Origin of the sequence: Paenibacillus sp. FSL H3-0321, from assembly GCF_038002865.1 — a bacterium.
Taxonomy (GTDB): Bacteria; Bacillota; Bacilli; order Paenibacillales; family Paenibacillaceae; genus Paenibacillus_AQ.
The window spans coordinates 3,715,225-3,734,935 of the sequence record NZ_JBBODH010000001.1 but is presented as its reverse complement, the minus strand read 5'-3'; the positions used below and the strand labels follow the sequence as shown (position 1 = coordinate 3,734,935).

The following is a 19,711-nucleotide window of genomic DNA, read 5'->3' as shown; positions in this document are numbered from 1 at the left end:
TCCTGAAGCTTGGTATTGCAAGTACAGAAAAAGATAAAGTTGAGGTGCGCTAATGAAAAGACAGCAAACACTGAAAAAAATCCTTACGCCGCTTTTGGCGGCTGCGTTGCTCGTCTTGCCGGTTAACCCCGGCAAGGCAGGGGCTGAAGTGGTTCTTCCGCTCAGCGGTTCCGGAACGGTCAGCACATATAATTATTTTTATGAGAATTATCCCCGCCTGAATGACCGTAATCATGTGTACAAGACCGCTACATATGAAGATATCGTCAATCTGTTTGAGAGTGAGGGTACTTATGCTGTGCTGGTTGGCGGCACTTGGAGCGAGGAGACCCAGGCCAATATCGGGTTCATTAATGAGGTAGCCAAGGAAACCGGGATCAACGTTCCCACGATCTATAATTTTGACACCAAGCTGGACGGGGCCACTCTTGATATCGCAGACAGCAATAATCCGTATGCCTATAAATACGTTGATCTGGTCAACAAATATTTGAAGAATCTTTCGCTGTATGACAAAACCGACCGGGAACACAACGTCAGCTATGTGAATGCAGCTGGCGAGACTGTTTCTGCCAACAAGATTGATGCTCCGTTCTTGTTCCTGTACAACAAGGATCATAAGGATGGACAAGGCAACAGCGCGCCTATTGTTTCCTATCTGAAAGACGGTGGGTCTTGGGAACAATTTCAGACAAGCGGCCAGCTTGATCCAGCCAAGGTCGATGCTTATAAAAACTCTGTCAGACAGGTGTTTAAGGCTGCTTCCACTTACAGTGTGATCAATGAATCCGAGTATATTAAATCGGCATTTAACCGGAATTATGCCGGTGAGAACAATGGGAATATTATTTTTACTCCGGAGGACAAAAATCTGGTGCTTGAGCATGTGACCTATCATCAGCTGAAGCAGATTCTGGCCAGTGACGGCAATTATGCCCTGCTGTTTGGGGGTTCATGGTGCCCGAATACCCAGGCAATCATCAAATATATCAATGAACAAGCGATCGCGCACCATATAGACAAGATCTATTTCTTTGATACGAAGCTCGATTCGGGGCTGACGGTAGCTGAGTCCGGTAATAATACGGGAACCAACGGACGGGCCAATCCGCATAATAACAATGAGCTGCAGATTAGAACGAGCAATCATCCGTATGCCAATCTCTACGTGGATCTGGTGGATACCTATCTCACCAATATCAAGACAGAAAATAATCAGGCGGCTAAACCCTCTGTGATCAGTTATGTTAATGATCTGAACGAGACAGTCACAGGCGACAGACTTCAAGTGCCGTATCTCTTCACGTACAATAAAGACAACAAAGATGCGGCTGGAGCAAAGGCTCCTATTCTGGGGCACGTGGAGCTGATGTACTCCTGGACGAACATCCAGCCGGGTTATGTAAGCAGCGGTTATTCCGACGGCTCCAGGTACAAAAATACCATTCAAGCTTTGAATACTTTGTACTCCCGATTGGAGGCTGTGCCTGCCGGATTGTACGGCACCGCAGACGGCACCATCAGAGGAGCCAACAGCCAGCTGGAATACAAATACAAAAGTGTGCAGGATTCCGTCTATGAATATCAATCTGCCGCAGGCGGTACGATTTCGGGACTGGAGCCGGGAACTTATCTGGTAAGATATAAAGCCACTGCGGGTTTCCAAGGTCCTATTATTAAGCCGGAAGGAACCACGGCCATTCCATACGCTGCGGGAGAAGCGGTAGAAGTGGTTGTGCCCTTGCCCGGAGAGCAGGCCGCCCCTGCAGGATTAAAGGGATTGCCGCCGACAACTGCGGCGAACGCCGATGGACAGATCAGCGGTGCCAAAGGAGCGCTGAGCGCGGAAGAGCTGCAATCGCTGGAATACAGACTGGCAACGGTTACGGAATATACGTATGCCAAGGATGTATCGCCTGTACATCTTATACCGGGTATCTATCAGGTAAGATATGCGGCTAAGGAAGGAAATGCGGCAAGCCCTGAGGCTAGTGTTGCCGTTCCGGCCTTTACAGACAGACAGGCGGCACCTACCGGCCTGGCAGGAGTGAAGCCGACTACCTGGGAGAATAAAGACGGGAAGATCACAGGGACCACCAAGCAATTGCAGATCAAGCTGTCCACCGTTACGGAATATGTCTATGCGGGAGACGGAGAAACCACCGGGTTGATACCGGGCGTGTACAACGTAAGATATCCGGCCAAAGAGGGTTATGCAGCAAGCCCGGCGGCCGATGTAGTTGTCCCCGGCAACCTTCAGGAACAGGCTGCGCCAACCGGTCTGGCCGGCATAGCGCCTACCTCCTCCGAGAACAAGAACGGAGTGATTACAGGCACAACGACAGCCCTGGAATACAAGCTGTCAACGGCATCCGTCTACATTCCGGCAACCGATAAAGAAATCACGGGTCTGGCCGCTGGAACCTATAACGTCAGAACTGCTGGCAAGCTGGGCTATAAGCCAAGCCCGGATACCAATGTTGTCGTACCAGCCTATGTGCCGGCAACAGGTTCGGGCGGCGGGAGCGGCGGTGGAACACCGGTTGTTCCGGTACCAAGCGCGAGTCCAGCTCCGTCTGCGACAACATCCGGAGATACAGTGACTACAGTTGCAACCGCATCGGTTAAAACTGACGATGCTACTGGCGTGACCACAGCTGCTGTTACCGCCGATGCGGTGGCAGGCCTTGTCAGCAGCGCCAAGGCTGCGGAAGCGCAAGGAAAGAAGGCTGTTCTGGAAATCAAGATTGCAGCAGGTACGGGTACCAAGACCACTGAACTCAGCATTCCAAGAAGCGCATTTAATGAAGTAGCTTCCGGCACGAATGCCAGACTTACGATTAATGTCGAGAACGTTGGGCAGATCACCTTTGATTCCACTGCGGTGGCAAGCATCAGCACAGCCGCCGATGCCGGGACCATTGTCATCAGAATTGCCAAAGTATCCTTAACCGAGGAAGGTAAGGCTGTGCTCGGCGACAGACCGGTGTATGATCTGACAGTTCAAGCAGGAGACAGCAAGGTGGCTGTCTTCGGCGGAGGCAAAGTGCAGCTCAGCCTTCCTTACAAGCTGCAGGCAGGCGAAGAAGCAAGCTCCATTATTGTTTACAACATCACCAGTGCCGGTGGTCTGGATATTGTCCGGGGCAAATACAATGCGGCTGCGGGAGCGGTGGAATTTGTGACCACCCATTTCTCGCAATATATCATTGCCTATAACAAGGTCAGTTTTGCCGATATTGCTGCCACCGCCTGGTATAACAATGCTGTAAGCTTCTTGGCAGCAAGAGAAATCACTTCAGGTACTGCCGGCAACAGCTACAGCCCGAATGACAACATCACCAGAGGCCAGTTTATCGTTCTGCTGCTTAAGGCTTACGGCATTGCGCCGGAAGCGGGAGCTGAAGGCAATTTCAGCGATGCAGGGAAGACGTACTACAGCGACTATCTGGCCGCTGCCAAACGGCTGGGCATTGCCTCCGGTTCCGGCAACAACGAGTTCAAACCGGATAGCTATATCACGCGTCAGGAGCTGTTCACGCTGCTGTACCGCGCCCTTGATGCTCTGGGAGAGCTTCCCGGGAAGAACTCAGGCAAGGAGCTGACCGGCTTCAGCGATGCAGCTGATGTTGCAGGCTACGCTAAGGAAGCACTGAATGCACTAGTGGAACGCGGCATTGTCGAGGGGGCTAACGGAAGAATCCATCCGCTCGACCCTTCGACCCGGGCGCAAGCGGCGCAGGTTATTTATAATCTGCTGTCCAAGTAGAAAGACTGCGCTGCAATAGAAAACCGGAATCGGTTAATGTCCTATTCTGCTAGCATAAATACGAGTCATTATAAGGGGCGGCCCTGTAGCCGCTCCTTTTTTTCGTGAATGTATAAGTTTTCAGGGCCCCGCAAAGGTGCTGTGTTGCTTTCAAAGCCAAAACCCTACTTTGTAGGGTTAGTTTGTTGCGATTGCTCACATGAGGAACGTTGTAAAATTTGATAGAATAGGAATAGTATTGAAAGTTTGTCTTGATGATTTAAAGGACAGCCGATTCGAAAGGAGATTAACAATGGGGCTATTGGAAGAGCCGGTCATCTCAATATCCGGCTTATGGATGAATTACAGTGACAGAATGGTGCTGCGGGGAATCGATCTGGAGGTTCACCGGGGGCAAATCATTGGCTATATCGGACCCAACGGGGCGGGCAAGAGCACCACGGTCAAGATCATGCTCGGACTGGTAGAGGGTTACAACGGTACGGTGAAAATTTTTGGCCGAGACATCGCTGACGGAGATACTGCCTACAAAAGGCGGATCGGCTATGTGCCGGAGGTCGCAGAGCTGTATGACAGCCTGACCGCCAGGGAGTACCTGACATTCATCGGCGAACTGTACGGCATGAAGCAGAAGGATGCTGATGAGAAAGCGGAAAGGCTGATGGGTCTTTTAAACCTGGAGAGGGCTTACGACATGCGCATTGCCTCCTACTCTAAAGGGATGAAGCAAAAGGTGCTGCTGATTTCCAGCATGCTGCATGATCCCGACATCTTATTTCTTGATGAACCGCTCAGCGGGCTGGATGCCAACAGTGTAATGATCGTTAAGGAAATCTTCGCCTCACTTGCGGCACGGGGCAAGACCATCTTCTATTCCTCGCACATTATGGATGTGGTAGAGAAGATCAGCAGCCGGATCATCCTGATCGACGGGGGAGATATCGTAGCAGACGGCAGCTTCTCGCAGTTGAAGGAGCAGAACAGGGAAGGCTCGCTGGAGGAGATTTTCAATCAGCTGACCGGATTTGACCAGTACCGGGATATCGCCGGTGAATTTGTAGCGGTCATTGCTGAGGGTGCTCCGCATGAATGATTTCTTTGTATTGAAGCTGCTTGACCGGCTGCAGGGAGGCTTCAAGAGAATCGGTGTCGATTATGGTATGCTGCGCAACATTCTTCAAGTAAAGCTGACCATGGACGGAAGGCGGACGCCGACGGTATTTGCGGGATCACAGAACAATAAGCAGGAGACCGAGGGGTCGCCGTTCCGGGTGCAGTGGTTTTATTTACTGATCGGTTTGATGATGATTTTCATCGTTATTCCCAAGGGGAATTATATCCTGATGATGAGTATGCTGTTTAGTGTGGTTATGTTCATGATTATGACAACACTGATCTCCGACTTCTCCTCGGTCATGCTGGATCTTCGCGATAAGAATATTTTGTTCTCCAAGCCGGTGAACCGCCGGACCTTAAGCATGGCGAAGAGCCTGCATATTCTCATTTATTTGCTGACAGTCACGCTGACGTTTACGGGACCGTCACTGATCGTTTCGATATTTATCCAGGGAGTTCCTTTCTTCCTGCTGTACGCTGCTGCAGTCATTCTGATGGACTGCTTTATCCTTGTGTTTACCGCGCTGCTCTATTTATTGATCCTAAGGGTCTTTGACGGGGAAAAGCTCAAGGACATCATCAACTATGTCCAGATCATTTTATCCATTGGAGTTACCGTGGGCGCCCAGCTGATTTCCCGCTTGTTCAACATCACTGAGCTGGGCGTTACTTTTAAAGCGGCCTGGTGGAATTTTCTGTTCGCCCCGATCTGGTTCTCTGCTCCGTTTGAGCTGCTGATTGCCGGGAAAAAGAGTGCCCATCTTGCAGAGTTGGCACTGCTTGGCCTTGTGGTGCCGCTGGTGCTGCTTGCGGCATACATCAAGCTGATGCCGACATTCGAACGGAGCCTGCAGAAGCTGGCGGAGCAGGGTGCTGCGGGCAAAGATAATGGACGCTTGTCCCGGCGGTTGTCTGCGATCGTATGCCGGAACAAGGAAGAGGGGATGTTCTTCCGTTTTACCTGGTCCATGATGAAAAACGAACGGGATTTCAAGCTGAAGGTATACCCGTCCATAGGGTTGTCGCTGGTTTTGCCCTTTATCTTTATATTCAACCAGGTGTGGAGCGGGGACATGGAGGCAGTCAGAGGCTCCAAAGCCTACCTGTTTTTTTACTTCAGCGCAATGCTGGTGCTGACTGCCGTGCAAATGCTGCGTTATTCGGCCAGCTATAAGGGCGCATGGATTTATAAAGCTATTCCACTGCCTGGGACGGCCGCGGTGTACCGCGGGATGCTAAAGGCGGTGCTGCTGCGGCTGCTGCTGCCATTGTTTGTCTTGGAAGGAGCGGTATTCGTCTGGCTGTTCGGAGGCCAGATCATTGTGGATTTGTTCGCTGTGCTGCTGGCCTCGCTGCTGTATACCGTCATCTGCTATCGCATGATGCCGCAGGCGCTGCCCTTCTCCGAGAAATATGAAGCCGCCAAGCAGAGTGATTACAAAGGGATTTCCATTGCTCTGCTGTTTATATTAATGGGGTTTGCCGGGGTTCATTATGTGTTCACCTTGTTCTTTCCGGGGATTTACATCTATTTGGTAATTTTGACAGCTCTAAATTGGTGGGTTTGGCATGTTTCCTTCCCCCAAGCCGCTCCGCGGAACGGGAAGCTCCCAACTCTCGGCGCTTGAGGCAGCAGGCAAATATGGACATTTTTTGCCATCCTTAAAAAAGGGGTTCAAGTTCCAGTATTTACTTAGACAGATTTCCAAATAAAAGGTAGAATACACCTAAAGTTAGTTCTCAGGGATCACCTATAATCTTTACACACTCTTCCGTTTATCTGATACTCGTATATTGATTTTATACTTGAGAATACATGACAGCGATAATGATAATATAACCGGTGAAGAGGTCAACTATGGATCAAATGGGAATCCACTATAACATTTGGATTGTTTTGCTATCTTTCGCGCTGGCGGCAACCGCGGCCTATTCAGCGCTTAATCTGATTTCACAGGTTTCCCATTCTACGGGCAAGATCCGGCGTTTGTGGCTGCTGTCGGGGGCATGTGTGCTAGGCAGCGGAATCTGGGCGATGCATTTTGTCGGCATTATGGCCAGCCGCCTGCCGTTTGAAGTCGGTTATCATCCGGGCAGAGCGGTGTTGTCCCTGCTGATCAGCATCCTTTCCAGTTTTCTGGCCCTGGGGATTGCGGTAGCATCCCGCCAGCGGCTGCTTAGACTGCTGGCCTCCGGCTTCATTCTGGGCGGCGGAATTTCCGCCATGCATTATGTCGGAATGTCCTCTATGGAGATGGACGGCAGACTTCACTATGAGCCAATGGCTCAGGGCATATCTATGATGATTGCTCTTCTGGCTTCTTACATCGCTGTATTTCTGTTTCGCAAGTTTAAGGATTACACCGGCTTCAGTGCCTGGAAGCTCTGCTCCTCGCTGTTCATCGGGTTTGCGGTAACCGGAATGCATTATATCAGCCTGAGTACAAGCCGCTTCGAGCTCAACAGCTGGCTTGGGGCTAAGCCCTTTCTGATGGAGACGGATTTCATTCTGTTGACAGGGGTATCGCTGGTAACTCTGTTTATGCTCGCTATTTCTGGAGGCGCCGTGTTTCTGGACCGGCATGTTCTGGAAAAGATGGCCTATCATGACCCTTTAACCGAGCTGCCGAACCGGCATGGACTGGAGCGTTACTTTCTGGATGAGTTCTTTGGGGTGAACTCGGGTGCGGTGTTTTTTGTCGATCTGGACCGGTTCAAGTCGATTAACGACACGCTGGGACATGACATCGGCGATGAGCTGCTGCAGGAGGTTGCAGACAGGCTGATGTGTTGTGTAGGCTGCCAAGGCAAGGTTTTTCGGATGGGTGGCGATGAATTTCTGATTGCGCTGCCGGATTGTACATTAGAGAATGCTCAGGACATGGCAGAGCATGTATTGCGGGAGGTTAAGAAGTCCTACAGCATTAAGGGCAATGAGCTGTATGTTACAGCGAGTGTCGGAATCAGCCTGGCTCCCGTACATGGCACGGACCGCTCTGCGCTGATGAAAGCCGCGGATACCGCGCTGTACACCTCCAAGGACTCCGGCAAAAATAAATTCAGTGTGTTCGACCAGGAGATGAACCGCCACCAGCTTCGGCGGATGTCACTGGAGAAGGATTTGCGCAAGGCGCTGGCCCGCTCGGAATTTATGGTGGTTTATCAGCCGAAGTGGGATTCATTTATGAACGTCACTGTTGGACTGGAGGCGCTGCTGCGCTGGAGGCATCCGGAGCATGGGATCATCTCTCCGGCAGAGTTTATACCGATTGCCGAAGAGACGGGCCTTATCGTGCCGATTACGTACTGGATGCTGCATGATGTATGCGGCCAGAATATGCTGTGGCACAGGGCTGAGGTAGCGAATGTTCCTGTATCCATCAATATGTCTGCCCGGATGTTTGAAGGAGGAGGCCTGTATGATGTGGTGGAGGAGGCGCTTACGGGTTCTGGTCTGGAGCCGCATTTCCTCGAACTGGAGATCACGGAATCCATTGCAATGAACAATATGGAGGAGACGGTAGCACAGCTCTCCAAGCTGCGGAATCTCGGGGTGCGTGTATCGCTTGATGATTTCGGTACAGGGTTCTCTTCACTCGGTAATCTGGATGAGATTCCGGTCAATACGCTTAAGATTGATCAGGTCTTTATCCGCAAAAGTAAAATGCATTCGAAAAAAGCGATTATCAGCAATATTATTGCGATTGCCAGCAACCTCAATATGGAGGTTGTAGCTGAAGGCGTAGAAACAACCGAACAGATAGAACTGCTGCAATCCCTCGGCTGCCGGGTAATGCAGGGTTTCTATTACGGCCGTCCGATGCCAGTTCATGAACTGGGTCAATGGTTTATAGAAAATACAGCTTAGACGCTACATAACGTTTATATCGCTCGATGTATTATACAAGAGGCTGGTCATCACTGAGAAACAGGATGACCAGCCTCTTGTTCAAAGATAAGAATTTATATGCTTCACGCTATAAATTATCCTTCTATCTCTCGCTGAAACGGATACCGTCCTTTGAGGACGGTATCCGTTTCCACTTGTTTAGTCTGTAGCATTAAAAAAGCAGCGAAGTCTCTTGTTGAGACTTGCTGCTTTTTTAGAATTAGATTTTGAAGTTCTCCACCAGCACCTGCAGCTTCTCAGCAAGTGAAGAAAGGAACGCAGCGGAGGACTCAACCTCTTGCATAGCTGCAAGCTGCTCCTGGGAGGAGGCGGATAACGTCTCGGCGCCTTCAGCAGTCTGATTCGATACTGCAACAATATTCTGGATTGCGGTCACGAGCCCGTCGGAGATCAGCGCCAGTTCACGGACGGTCTCCGAAATCTGCTGGCTTTGAGAAGACATATCAGAGACGGAAACCTCTATCTCGGAGAAGGATTGCCCGGCAGACATAATCATTTCTCTGCCCTGCTGCATTTCATCCGTGGAACGTCTCATGGTTTCTCCGGCCTTGTCCATCTGATTTACAATGAGACTGACCAAATCGCCAATTTGACCGGCTGATTTAGCTGAGCGTTCAGCAAGCTTGCGGACGGATCCGGCAACTACGGCAAAGCCGCGGCCCTCTTCACCGGCACGGGCGGCTTCTATCGCTGCATTCAATGACAGCAGGTTGGTTTCTTCAGCGATGCTGGCGATCGTACTGACGATACTCTCAATTTCCTTGGAATGACTGGCCAGCGTATCAATAATAGCAGACAAATTGGTAATGCTTCCGCTGACTACCTGCATCTGCGAGGTGGTGGAATCCATCGCTTCCCGGCCTGTCCGGGCCTTCAGTGCATTGCTGGCAGCATTATTCATGGCACTGTCCGCATTGTCGGCAATCTCGGTAATAAAACGGGACATGTCCTGCACAGCTTTATAGCTTCCTTCCAAATTGTCCAGCTGCGTATGGGCCCCATCGGCAAGCTCAAGGGTGACATTGACACTGTACTCTCCGGCCCGGTTCGTTTCCTGCGCGCTTGATGAGAGTTCCTGGGAGGAAGAGGCCACCAGCATGGAGGTGTCATTGACCTGGGTGATGAGGTAGCGCAGGCTCGACGTCATTTCGTTAAAGTCACGGGCCAAGGTGCCGATTTCATCCTTGCTCTTGAACAGGAGCGGCTCACGGGTCAAGTCGCCCTTAGCCACGTTGTTAACTGAACTGGATAGTTTGGTGAGCGGTCTAACCATGCGCCGGATGGCCAAATACGCGGCAATAATAGCTACTACCAGTATGGATGCGCCGATAATGAAAGGCTGAACGATGATGTCCCTCGTACGCGTCTGAATCAGCGGGCCGTCAAAATTGATGGCCATAAGTGCGATAATGGGCTTCGTGGGGTCATGATCCTGATAAATGGGGCCGTACCCGGTTTTGAGGGAGGTGCCTTGATATGTATAAACTTTGGAGTATGCGGAATGCTTCATGGTAGTAATCATTTCTTTATCTTTATCCGAAAAATAGAAAGTGTCACCGGCTTTATAGCCTCTTTCTTTGAAGCTTTTGTCTGCGGCAAGCACAGTACCGTCCAAGGATAGGATGAATGCTTCCTTGAAAATCGGTTTATGGTTAATAATCCAGCTGATCCGGTCTTCTACAGCGGCCACCTTGCTGCTGTCACCTGACACCAGTGCCGATATGTCAGCGGGATCTACTAGACCGGTAGTAATGTTCGCACAACCTACCAGTTCGATACCTGCAGCTTCATCCACTTGTCTGTAAGCCGCGCGGTATCCGAAGAACCCGATGGATGATCCGACAAGAAGTAACACAATGAGCATCATCCAAGTTAATTTTGTTGCCAATTTCATGACTCGTACCACCAGCCCTGACTAAATGTATTCAGTGAATTACTGTTCACTGCTACGATTATAGCGTATCGCGGCTCTTAGAGCAGTAGCTAGAATGTAGTATTTTTGTGTCGAAAAATGCAGAGTTTTCCTAAAAAAATCACTTTTGCAATGACTCTGATCATGTCCAAAAAGACAAAAGCATTGAATCATCACCTTCCGAAATGGTACGCTTAAGTCAGGACTAACGGACTGGGAGCTGAAAGGGATGCCGCAACAAATCGATCCGTTGATTGAAGCCTTAGGATTGTCTATGTGGAGGGTGCAGCGTAAAATCACTTCACAGATGTCATTGCATAAAGAAATTGGTCTAACCGTGCCGCAATTCGGACTTTTGCGCATGATCGCACAGGAGAAAAAAGCACGGGTGATCCAACTGGCTGATAAGCTTGAGGTGAAGTCCAGTGCGGTTACAGTTATGCTGGACCGGTTAGAAGCGCTGGGACTTATCGCACGCGAGCCGGATGAGAATGACCGTAGAGCAGTTATTGTGACTCTTACAGCCAAAGGACAGGAGCTGCTGGAGGAAGCGCAGTACCGTTCGCTGCTGCTGCTTGCCGAGCATTTATCAATCCTGAAGCCGGAGGAACTGCGGAACTTCGCGGACTATTACCGGCTCCTTGAGCAGCAGGAACGATAACGGTGATTGGCCTGAGGGATACAGAAAGAGCCGCGCTCCAAATGGGAGCGCGGCTCTTTCTGTACTGCTGCTTAATCCGCCTGTGTTATTCTGCGGCGGTCTTTTTATCCGGCAATTGGGTCACATAGCTGTCCGACAGCTGGCGCAACCGCAAAGCATTGGTATATTCATCTTCGGTACCGGCAGGAGGTTTCCCTCCGGCGGCCAGTTTATATTGCGTATTGTCTTCAAAGCTGTTCCCGGGAATCAATAGCCCGGAGCTGGCGATGAAGGAGCCGGTTGGCAAATAATAACGCTGCGGCAGCAGATTGTATGTCTGGCTGAGCAAGTCCTGGCCAAAGTGGATATTGTTCGCCATGGAGACACCCAGCAGGCTGGCAGCCGTTGGCATAATATCAATTTCTCCGCCAACTTGTTCCAGAGTTTGTGGCTTGAGGCTGTCTCCCGCATGAATGATTAGCGGAATATTGAGCATATCGGAATATTCATATTCATGTCCGTATATTTCAGTCATCAGTTCTTTGTCATCATGGTCCAGTGAATAAATCGGCAGTCCCATATGGTCTCCGTAGATCATGATCAGACTGTTGTCCCAGACGCCACTTGCTTTGAGCTCTTCAACAAATTGTCCGAAAGCATAGTCGGCATAATTCTGCGAACGGATATAGTCTCCGACAAAGGTGCCCTCATAACGCTCAGGCAGTTTCATTTGATATTTCTCTGCCGGAATGGTGAACGGATGGTGCGCTGACATGGAAATGACCTGAGCATAAAACGGCTTGCTGCTGTCATCCATTTCTTTCAGCTTCTCGGCAGACCGGCGGTAGAGCACTTCATCGGAAGAACCGAAGAAGAAGGTATCTTCATCGCCGAAGAACTTATGGTCGTAATATTGCTCCCAGCCCAGTGAACTATAGAGCTCACCGCGGTTCCAGAATTCCACATCATTCGTATGGAAGGTGGCTGTCTGATATCCGTTGGCCTGCAGCAATTTCGGCAGACTTGGCAGATCCTTGTCGACATACGCCATCGTAGCCGCACCTTGCGGCGGAATATAGTAAGAAGAGTTAACAACGAACTCCGCATCCGAGGTATTTCCCTGCCCCACCATCTGGTAGAAGTTAGGGAAATAAAGGCTGTCATCCATTAAACGGTTCAGGTTCGGCGTAATTTCAAGGCCGTCCACTTTTAGCCCCATCAGAAAGCTCTGGAAGGACTCGAGCTGAATGATGATCAGGTTCTTGCCTTTAGCAGCACCCTGAAGCGGGGAGACAGCTGCGGAATCAATTCCCTTTAGCTTGTTGATAGCATCCTGCGTAATCTCACTGGCGTTCACAAGCTCGGTTTTATCTTGAGCAAAAATGGTATAAGCCTCATAATTGAGGATACCCATCTCCTGCGCTTTCTTGATCTCATTCATACTGGCCTTATTGGGCAGTATATTGAACAAGCAGAGTGCGAAGGAAACGGCGAACAGCACACTGAAGGAAAGTTTGCCGTTGCGGCGGTGGTCACAGCGGTTAATATTATCCTTTTTATACGTCCGGCCCTTCTTATTGAAGAAGAAATAGATGCCCAGGATGATAATGTCGGCAAATATCAGCAGATAGTACGGGTCCATCAGTGAAAATACGCTGTTGCGGACAGCAGTGACTTGGTTCACCTGCTCTGCCGCATGGTAAGTTACAATAACTCCGTAATATTTAAAGTACATAATAGCGGCGAAAAAGATCGCGGTAACGAGCAGATTGACGGTCATATAATAACCAAGCTTCCGTTTGGAGGCAAAACGCTCAATAAGGCAAAAAAGCGCCCAGACAAAAGGAATTTCAGTTAATATTGTTTTCCAAGGCAATAAATCTCCAAAGATTACACCCCAAGCCAGACAGCTTTTGAGAATGAAGATGATAGTGAAGAATACAAATGGTTTAACCAACCACCGTTTAATAGTAAGGGATGACACAGCTTCGCCTTCTTTCTGCAAGATGAAACGCCGTTTCCCGGCTAGGAGGACGCAGCGCATAGACAAAAGAATTCCATATTAATAGAACTTATTATGCAGTGCTGGTGGAGGAATGTCAAAAATCAGAATCGTCGTATAACCACCATGGACCGCGTAAAGCGATATGCGCAGGAATGAAGCCGAGATTATAGCACTCAGATCAGTTTATATCATGGAAAAAGGACGAAAACGGCCACCGATGCTAAAAAGGGGCTCGGGAAATAATGGGGGTGGGCATACATGGAATATGCGGAAATAGTTCTTTCAGTGAGATCCCTCGTGGAATATGTCTTTAGCAGCGGCAGTCTGGAGCCGGGATTCCGCAGTGGAGCAGCGATGGTGGAGGGTACGCGTATTCATCAGCAGATTCAGAAGCAATATAAGGAGGGAGACCGTAAAGAAGTCTACCTGAAGACAGAAATTGCCCATGAAGGCCTTATATTTATGATCGACGGACGCTGCGACGGCCTGCTCACCGGGGAGGACGGAAGTGTAACGGTCGAAGAGATCAAATCAACTGCCGGTCCGCTCGACCCTGCTTTCGAAGGCCGGGAGGTGCATTGGGCGCAGGCATACATGTACGCCTATATGATATGTCTAGCACAGGAGCTTACTTCTATTGAGGTCAAGCTCACCTATGTCCGGCGGGGCGGTGAAGAGCAGCGGAGCCTCTACAGGCAGTTGTCCAAAGAAGAGCTGATTGCCTTTGCCGTTGATACGGTAGCGAAGTATGCCCCTTATGCTGAGCTGATGGTCAGGCATGAGGCGCAGAAGGAAGCCAGCATCCGCGGGCTGGCGTTTCCCTTTGCCGAATACCGGCAGGGGCAGCGGCATTTTGCGGCTGCGGTCTATAAATCAGTCACGGAGGGCGTCAATCTGTTCGCGCAGGCCCCGACCGGTATCGGCAAAACGATGTCCACCCTCTTTCCTGCGCTCAAGGCATTGGGAGAAGGCCAGACTGCCGGGCTGTTCTATTTGACCGCTAAGACGGTTAACCGGTTCGCCGCCCAGGAGGCAATAGCCATGCTGCTGAAAGGCGGGCTTCATATGCATGCTATTACGCTTACGGCAAAGGAGAAAGCCTGTTTTCGTGATGAGGGGCTGTGCACCAAAGACTTCTGTCCCTTTGCTGACGGATATTATGACCGGATCAATAACGCGCTGCTGGACATGCTGGAGCACGAGACGCTAATGACACAGGACGTGATTGCCAGGTATGCCAAGAGACATCAGGTATGCCCGTTTGAATTTTCGCTGGATGCTGCCTATGCCTGTGATGCCGTTATATGTGATTACAATTATATTTATGATCCCCGTATCAGCTTAAAGCGGCTGCCGGAGGAACGGAAGAAGAAGACGGTGCTGCTGGTGGATGAGGCACATAATCTGGTGGACCGGGGACGGGAGATGTACTCGGCCAGTCTGGCGAAGGCTCCGTTCCTCTCGCTGCAGCGGAAGTACAAGACGGTTAACCGCTCACTCGGCGTTGCCGCCAAAGCGGTGAATGCTTTTTTCATTGCCCTGCGCAAACGCTGCAGTGAAGAAGGGGCAGGTGAATGGACGATGTACCCGGAGGAGCTGCCTGCCCTGCTGGAGAGTTTTGCCGCAGAAGCAGAGCTTGAGCTGCTCAGCCCTTCGCCTATCTCGCTGGTTGCACAGGAGGGCGAAGAAGACGGTGAAGGCGGGCTTTTGGATACTTATTATGCGGTGCAGGGGATGCTGCGTACGTTCAAAACCTATGATGAACGGTATGTCACCTACGCGGAAGTCCAGCGCGGGGATGTGGTGCTGAAGCTGTTCAATCTGGACCCCTCCTTTTTGCTGCAGCAAATGGGCAAGAGCTACCGCAGCCAGATCTTCTTCTCGGCTACGCTATCGCCGCTTTCCTTTTACAGAGACATGATCGGCGCGGGCGAGGAAGACTACAGCCTGAGTGTGCCCTCTCCCTTTCATAAGGAGCAGTGGCAGGTGTCTGTGCTGCCAGTCTCCACCCGTTACCGCGACCGGGCCGACTCTCTGCTTCCGCTGAGTGATGCGCTGAAAGGATTGGTCTCCCGGAAAGGCAACTATCTGGTGTTTTTTCCTTCGTATGTCTATTTGCAGAATGTTTATGAGATATTCGCGGACAAATATCCGGAGGTCCCCACGCTGGTGCAGAGCAGCGGCATGAGTGAACCCGAGCGGGAGCAATTCCTCTCCTCCTTTCGCCCGGATAACCCGGAAACGCTGCTTGGCTTCGCCGTGCTGGGGGGGATATTCTCGGAAGGTGTGGATTTGCCCGGTGACCGCCTGAACGGTGTGATGGTTGTAGGGGTAGGTTTGCCGCAGGTAGGGCTGGAGCGTAATCTGCTGCGTGAATATTTCCAGTCCCGGGGCAAGAACGGTTTTGATTACGCCTATGTCTATCCCGGAATGTGCAAGGTGTTGCAGGCCGGGGGCAGGCTGATCCGCAGCGAGAATGACAGCGGAAGCATTGTGCTCGCAGATGACCGGTTCCTGCAATATCCATACCAGCAGCTGCTCCCCGGGGAATGGAGAAACTACCTTGTACTGGCTTAAACGCTTATAATCTAATTGTACTTCTATGAAAAGATGCTCTTCACTAGAGCGCTACAGGAGGGAATTAAATGACACTTAATATCGGAATCGTAGGAACAGGCTGGTTCTCCAAGGTGCATGCCGATTTGCTCACAGGCATGGAGGATGTGTCTCTGAAAGCCATCTGCGGCAGCAGCAAGCAGAAGGGTGAAGATATGGCCCGTCCGTATGGAGCGGAGGGTTATGGTGAAATAACAGAGATGCTGGAAGCCCATAAGCTGGATGCCGTGTACATTTGTGTGCCTCCACAATCGCATGGAGCAATAGAGCGGGCGCTGATTAAGAGAGAGATTCCTTTCTTTATCGAGAAACCGCTGGGGTCAAGCACGGAAATTCCGGCAAGTCTGCTGCAGGATATTAAAGAACATAATTTGCTGACCTCGGTTGGCTATCATTTCCGTTATCAGGAGAACATAACGCGGCTGAAACAATCCCTGAGTGGAGATAAGGTAGGGATGATTGTCGGACAATGGATGGGAGGGATGCCCGGCGTAGCCTGGTGGCGCAACCAGGAACAATCCGGCGGACAATTCACGGAACAGACGACCCATATCGTCGATCTGCTGCGTTATCTGGCCGGCGAGGTGACAGAAGTATACGGCATGTTCGGCAACCGGATCATGCATGAGCAGCATGAGAATGTAACGGTAGCCGATGTGGGCACAGTATCGCTGAAGCTGGCGAACGGCGTAGTTGCGAACATTTCCAATACCTGTGTGCTGCCGGGCGAGGTTGGCCGTGTCGGACTCAGCTTCTACAATGACAACGGGCTGCTGGACTGGAATCCGGAACGTCTGCTGGAGGTGCGCAGCGGCGACAGCAAGGAATTCGTCAATGCAGGCAATCCTTACGCAGTGGAGACCGAAGCTTTCCTGTATGCAGTGCGGACCGGAGACCGCTCACGGATTCTCAGCGATTATGAGGACGGCTACAAAACACTGAAAGTAACCTGCGCGGCATATGAGTCGGCTCAGCGCGGCCTGCCGGTGAAACTTTAGGAATAGCCGCTTTTGGCATTAAGTAAAAAAGAGACCTGCCGGATCGGTTAAATGATCGGCAGGTCTTTGGCCCAAGCCGGGTCGGCCTAGTGGAGGAATACCGCGAGAAGTGCCGGTGCAAGTCCGATCGAGAACAGCGCCGTCAGAATCATCGAGATACTGGAGATGGTACCGGTCAGGGAGCTCAGCTCAAAGGCCTTGGATGTCCCTGTGCCGTGTGCGGCGGTTCCCAGCGATACACCGCGCGCAATTTCGTTGTCAATGCGGAAGAGGCGGAGTACGGTTGGCCCCATCAATGTTCCCAGCACGCCGGTGAGAATTACGAAAACAGCCGTAATGCTCGGGACGCCGCCAATGCTTTGCGAGATGCTCATGGCAATCGGTGTCGTCACCGAACGGGGTACCAGGCTGGTCGCCAGTTCCCCGCTTAAATGCAGCCACTTTGCCAGCAGCATCGAGGAGAGCACTGCAATTACTGTACCCGAGAACACGCCCGCCGCAATTTCGGCGGCGTGTTTTTTGAGTACTTTGAAGTTTTTATGGAGTGGGATCGCAAAGGCGATGGTCGCCGGCTGCAGCAGATCTGTAAGCCATTTGCCTCCCGCATTGTAAGATTCATAAGGGATGCCCATCAATAGCAGAAAGAGGATCATCGCCAAAGGTGTTATGATGAGCGGAGAAGCATACATCTTGGTGCTGGAGGCATAAATACGTTTGGAGATGAGATACACAGCAATGGTGAGACCTAGCAGCAGCAGTCCTGTAATCATCAGCTTTTACGCTCCTTCACTTTATAGATGGCTCCAGTAAGCAGGCCCGAACCGGCCATTACCGCAAATGTGCCGACAAGCACAACTGCCAGCACTTGAAGGCCGTCTGCTTCAAGCAGACTCGAATATTTCATCACTCCGATAGCGGAAGGGATAAAGAACAGCAAGAGCTCGGCAAGCAGCCAAGAGGCACCGACTTCCACCCAGTTCAGGCGGATGACGCCGGATTCCAACAGCAGGAACAAGAGGATCATCCCGATAATGCTTCCGGGAATAGGTATATGAAGTAGTGGAGTCAATGTATTGATAAGCATTGAGAATATTGTAAGTCCGGCTACCTGCAGCAAGCCTAGGGATAACTTTTTCATAAGGCTTCGCTCCTTTCATGATAATGAAAGTTTACATCAATTATTTTCATAGGTAAAATGAATAGATCGAATAAATGACATTCCTTTTGTCTATGCATGGGAGGCGATAAGCGATGGATATCCGCCAATTACAGTACTTTGTCCAGGCGGCCAGGTTGAACAGCTTTTCCAGAGCGGCGGAGTCGCTCTATATCTCACAGCCCACGATCAGCAAAATGATCCGCAACCTCGAGAATGAGCTGGGTGCGGACCTCTTTTACCGTGAAGGCAAGAGCATAAGGCTGACAGATGCAGGGGAGATTCTGCTCTCCAAGGCGCAAAATATAGTGGAGTCGTTCGCCAGCCTCTCCTCCGAGCTGGACAGCCTGCGCAACCTGAAGCGCGGACATATCCGCATCGGCCTGCCGCCCATGGTGGGCGCCAGCTTCTTCCCGGCCGTCATCGGAGAATTTCACCGGCGGTATCCCGAGGTTACCATCCGGCTGCATGAGGACGGAGCCAAAAAAGTGGAGGATGATGTGGAAACGGGGCTGCTTGATATCGGGGCGATTGTGCTGCCCGTGGATACGGCAAAGTTTCATTGCTTTACTTTTGTAGAGGAGAAGCTGGAGCTTCTGGTGCCGATAGGACACCGGCTGACCGGCACAGACAGTGTTCCTCTGAAAGAACTGGCGGAAGAGGAGTTTGTGCTGTTTCGCGAGGATTTTGCCCTGCATGACCGGATCATAACAGAATGTGTAAAAGCCGGATTTCAGCCCAGAGTTGTATATGAGAGTTCACAGTGGGACCTGATTAGCCGGATGGTGGCTGCCGGGATGGGCATCGCACTGCTGCCGGAGACCATCTGCCGTGACATGGACCGTTCCAGAATTTCTGTGATTCCTTTAACAGAACCTGTTATTCCCTGGCAGCTGGGGATGATCTGGCGCAGAGACCGGTATTTGTCCTTTGCCGCGCGGGAATGGATAACTTTTGCCATGGGAGTCCTTGGCCAGCGTTACAGTCCCCCGGGAATGTCGATTCAGAGGAATGAATGAAAATTTACAAATGTAATATGATCGACATATTTTTCTTTTTTTTCAAAATATGTTTTTTGGCATCATGAATTATGATAAGGTAGAAGTTGATAGAGAGCAGGTGACTGATCGTGAACTTATACCAGGCTTCCCACGAGGATCATAGAAGAGATTACAGAGAAGACGAGTTGTTTTTAACTATAGAGAGCCTTAGAAGTCAATTGCTGGAGGTGGCGCAGGAGCGCAGTCTGAGCGACCATACGGTCGTTGAACTCAGCCAGCGTCTGGACGGCTACATTGTAATGGCTCAGAAGCAAATGATGGAAGGCCTGCGCAGCCGCAATAATGCAGCTTCCGCTTTCGGCAAAGTTACCAAGAGCCAAAGGGTAAGAAGCAAGGCAGCACTGCAGCAGTAGTTCCGCCCGGCTTCTAACAACAGGATAGGTGCTGACAGAAGAGCCTGCTGCTTTTCTTCTGAAGTTGTTGGAACAATAATTTCATAAATAATCAGCTGCCCGCTGAAAGGAAAGGTCCCGCGTTGCGGGGCCATTTTGTTGTGCTTTCCACAGGCTTCACCTATAATGTCAATTA

General features: G+C 50.8%; 13 protein-coding genes. 9 read left to right on the top strand and 4 right to left on the bottom strand.

The annotated features are described in order from the left end of the window. Positions 1-52: 52 nt before the first annotated feature. The 4 genes from MHI45_RS16470 (at position 53) to MHI45_RS16455 (ending at position 8,753) form a co-directional block, all read left to right on the top strand. Positions 53-3,769, top strand: a complete 3,717-nt coding sequence (locus tag MHI45_RS16470; RefSeq protein WP_076109710.1) for an S-layer homology domain-containing protein — start codon at positions 53-55, stop codon at positions 3,767-3,769. A gap of 292 nt (positions 3,770-4,061) precedes the next feature. Beyond that, a complete protein-coding gene (locus MHI45_RS16465) occupies positions 4,062-4,862 on the top strand; it encodes an ABC transporter ATP-binding protein (protein ID WP_038597612.1) in 801 nt (266 codons plus the stop codon). Further along, positions 4,855-6,513 (top strand): hypothetical protein, encoded by a 1,659-nt coding sequence (locus MHI45_RS16460; RefSeq protein ID WP_076109709.1) that lies wholly within the window; start codon positions 4,855-4,857, stop codon positions 6,511-6,513. Before MHI45_RS16465 ends, MHI45_RS16460 begins: the two co-directional genes overlap by 8 nt. A 230-nt stretch (positions 6,514-6,743) precedes the next feature. Beyond that, positions 6,744-8,753, top strand: coding sequence for a putative bifunctional diguanylate cyclase/phosphodiesterase (locus MHI45_RS16455; RefSeq protein ID WP_341119212.1), 2,010 nt, complete (start codon positions 6,744-6,746; stop codon positions 8,751-8,753). A 241-nt stretch (positions 8,754-8,994) separates the two neighbouring features. Here the strand turns inward: MHI45_RS16455 and MHI45_RS16450 are convergent, their stop codons facing one another. Further along, the gene (locus tag MHI45_RS16450) at positions 8,995-10,689 is read right to left on the bottom strand and encodes a methyl-accepting chemotaxis protein (RefSeq protein ID WP_076109707.1); all 1,695 of its coding nucleotides are present in this window, start codon (positions 10,687-10,689) and stop codon (positions 8,995-8,997) included. Positions 10,690-10,936: 247 nt separating this feature from the next. On the opposite strand from MHI45_RS16450, the gene MHI45_RS16445 reads away from it, so the two are divergent. Then, the gene (locus MHI45_RS16445; RefSeq protein ID WP_083675515.1) at positions 10,937-11,368 is read left to right on the top strand and encodes a MarR family winged helix-turn-helix transcriptional regulator; all 432 of its coding nucleotides are present in this window, start codon (positions 10,937-10,939) and stop codon (positions 11,366-11,368) included. Positions 11,369-11,453: 85 nt separating this feature from the next. Here MHI45_RS16445 and MHI45_RS16440 read toward each other — a convergent pair whose 3' ends face one another. Next, positions 11,454-13,391: an LTA synthase family protein gene (locus MHI45_RS16440; protein ID WP_083675514.1), complete on the bottom strand. Its 1,938-nt coding sequence runs from the start codon at positions 13,389-13,391 to the stop codon at positions 11,454-11,456. Between the two features lie 219 nt (positions 13,392-13,610). Here MHI45_RS16440 and MHI45_RS16435 point away from each other — a divergent pair, with 219 nt between their 5' ends. Beyond that, on the top strand, positions 13,611-15,929 hold the full coding sequence (locus tag MHI45_RS16435; RefSeq protein WP_076109706.1) for a helicase C-terminal domain-containing protein: 2,319 nt from the start codon (positions 13,611-13,613) through the stop codon (positions 15,927-15,929). A gap of 68 nt (positions 15,930-15,997) precedes the next feature. Further along, complete coding sequence (locus MHI45_RS16430; protein WP_076109705.1) at positions 15,998-16,966, top strand: Gfo/Idh/MocA family protein; 969 nt, start codon at positions 15,998-16,000, stop codon at positions 16,964-16,966. Between the two features lie 86 nt (positions 16,967-17,052). Here the strand turns inward: MHI45_RS16430 and MHI45_RS16425 are convergent, their stop codons facing one another. Beyond that, a complete protein-coding gene (locus MHI45_RS16425) occupies positions 17,053-17,736 on the bottom strand; it encodes a CidB/LrgB family autolysis modulator (RefSeq protein WP_379145741.1) in 684 nt (227 codons plus the stop codon). After that, positions 17,736-18,104, bottom strand: coding sequence for a CidA/LrgA family protein (locus MHI45_RS16420; RefSeq protein ID WP_038597597.1), 369 nt, complete (start codon positions 18,102-18,104; stop codon positions 17,736-17,738). Before MHI45_RS16420 ends, MHI45_RS16425 begins: the two co-directional genes overlap by 1 nt. 113 nt (positions 18,105-18,217) lie before the next feature. Between MHI45_RS16420 and cidR the strand changes: the two genes are divergently transcribed. Together cidR and MHI45_RS16410 are read left to right on the top strand one after the other, a co-directional pair. Next, entirely contained in the window at positions 18,218-19,141 is a 924-nt protein-coding gene (gene cidR / locus MHI45_RS16415) for a cidABC operon transcriptional activator CidR (protein WP_038597594.1), read from the top strand. 110 nt (positions 19,142-19,251) lie between these two features. Continuing rightward, the gene (locus tag MHI45_RS16410) at positions 19,252-19,536 is read left to right on the top strand and encodes an aspartyl-phosphate phosphatase Spo0E family protein (protein WP_076109704.1); all 285 of its coding nucleotides are present in this window, start codon (positions 19,252-19,254) and stop codon (positions 19,534-19,536) included. Positions 19,537-19,711: the final 175 nt, after the last annotated feature.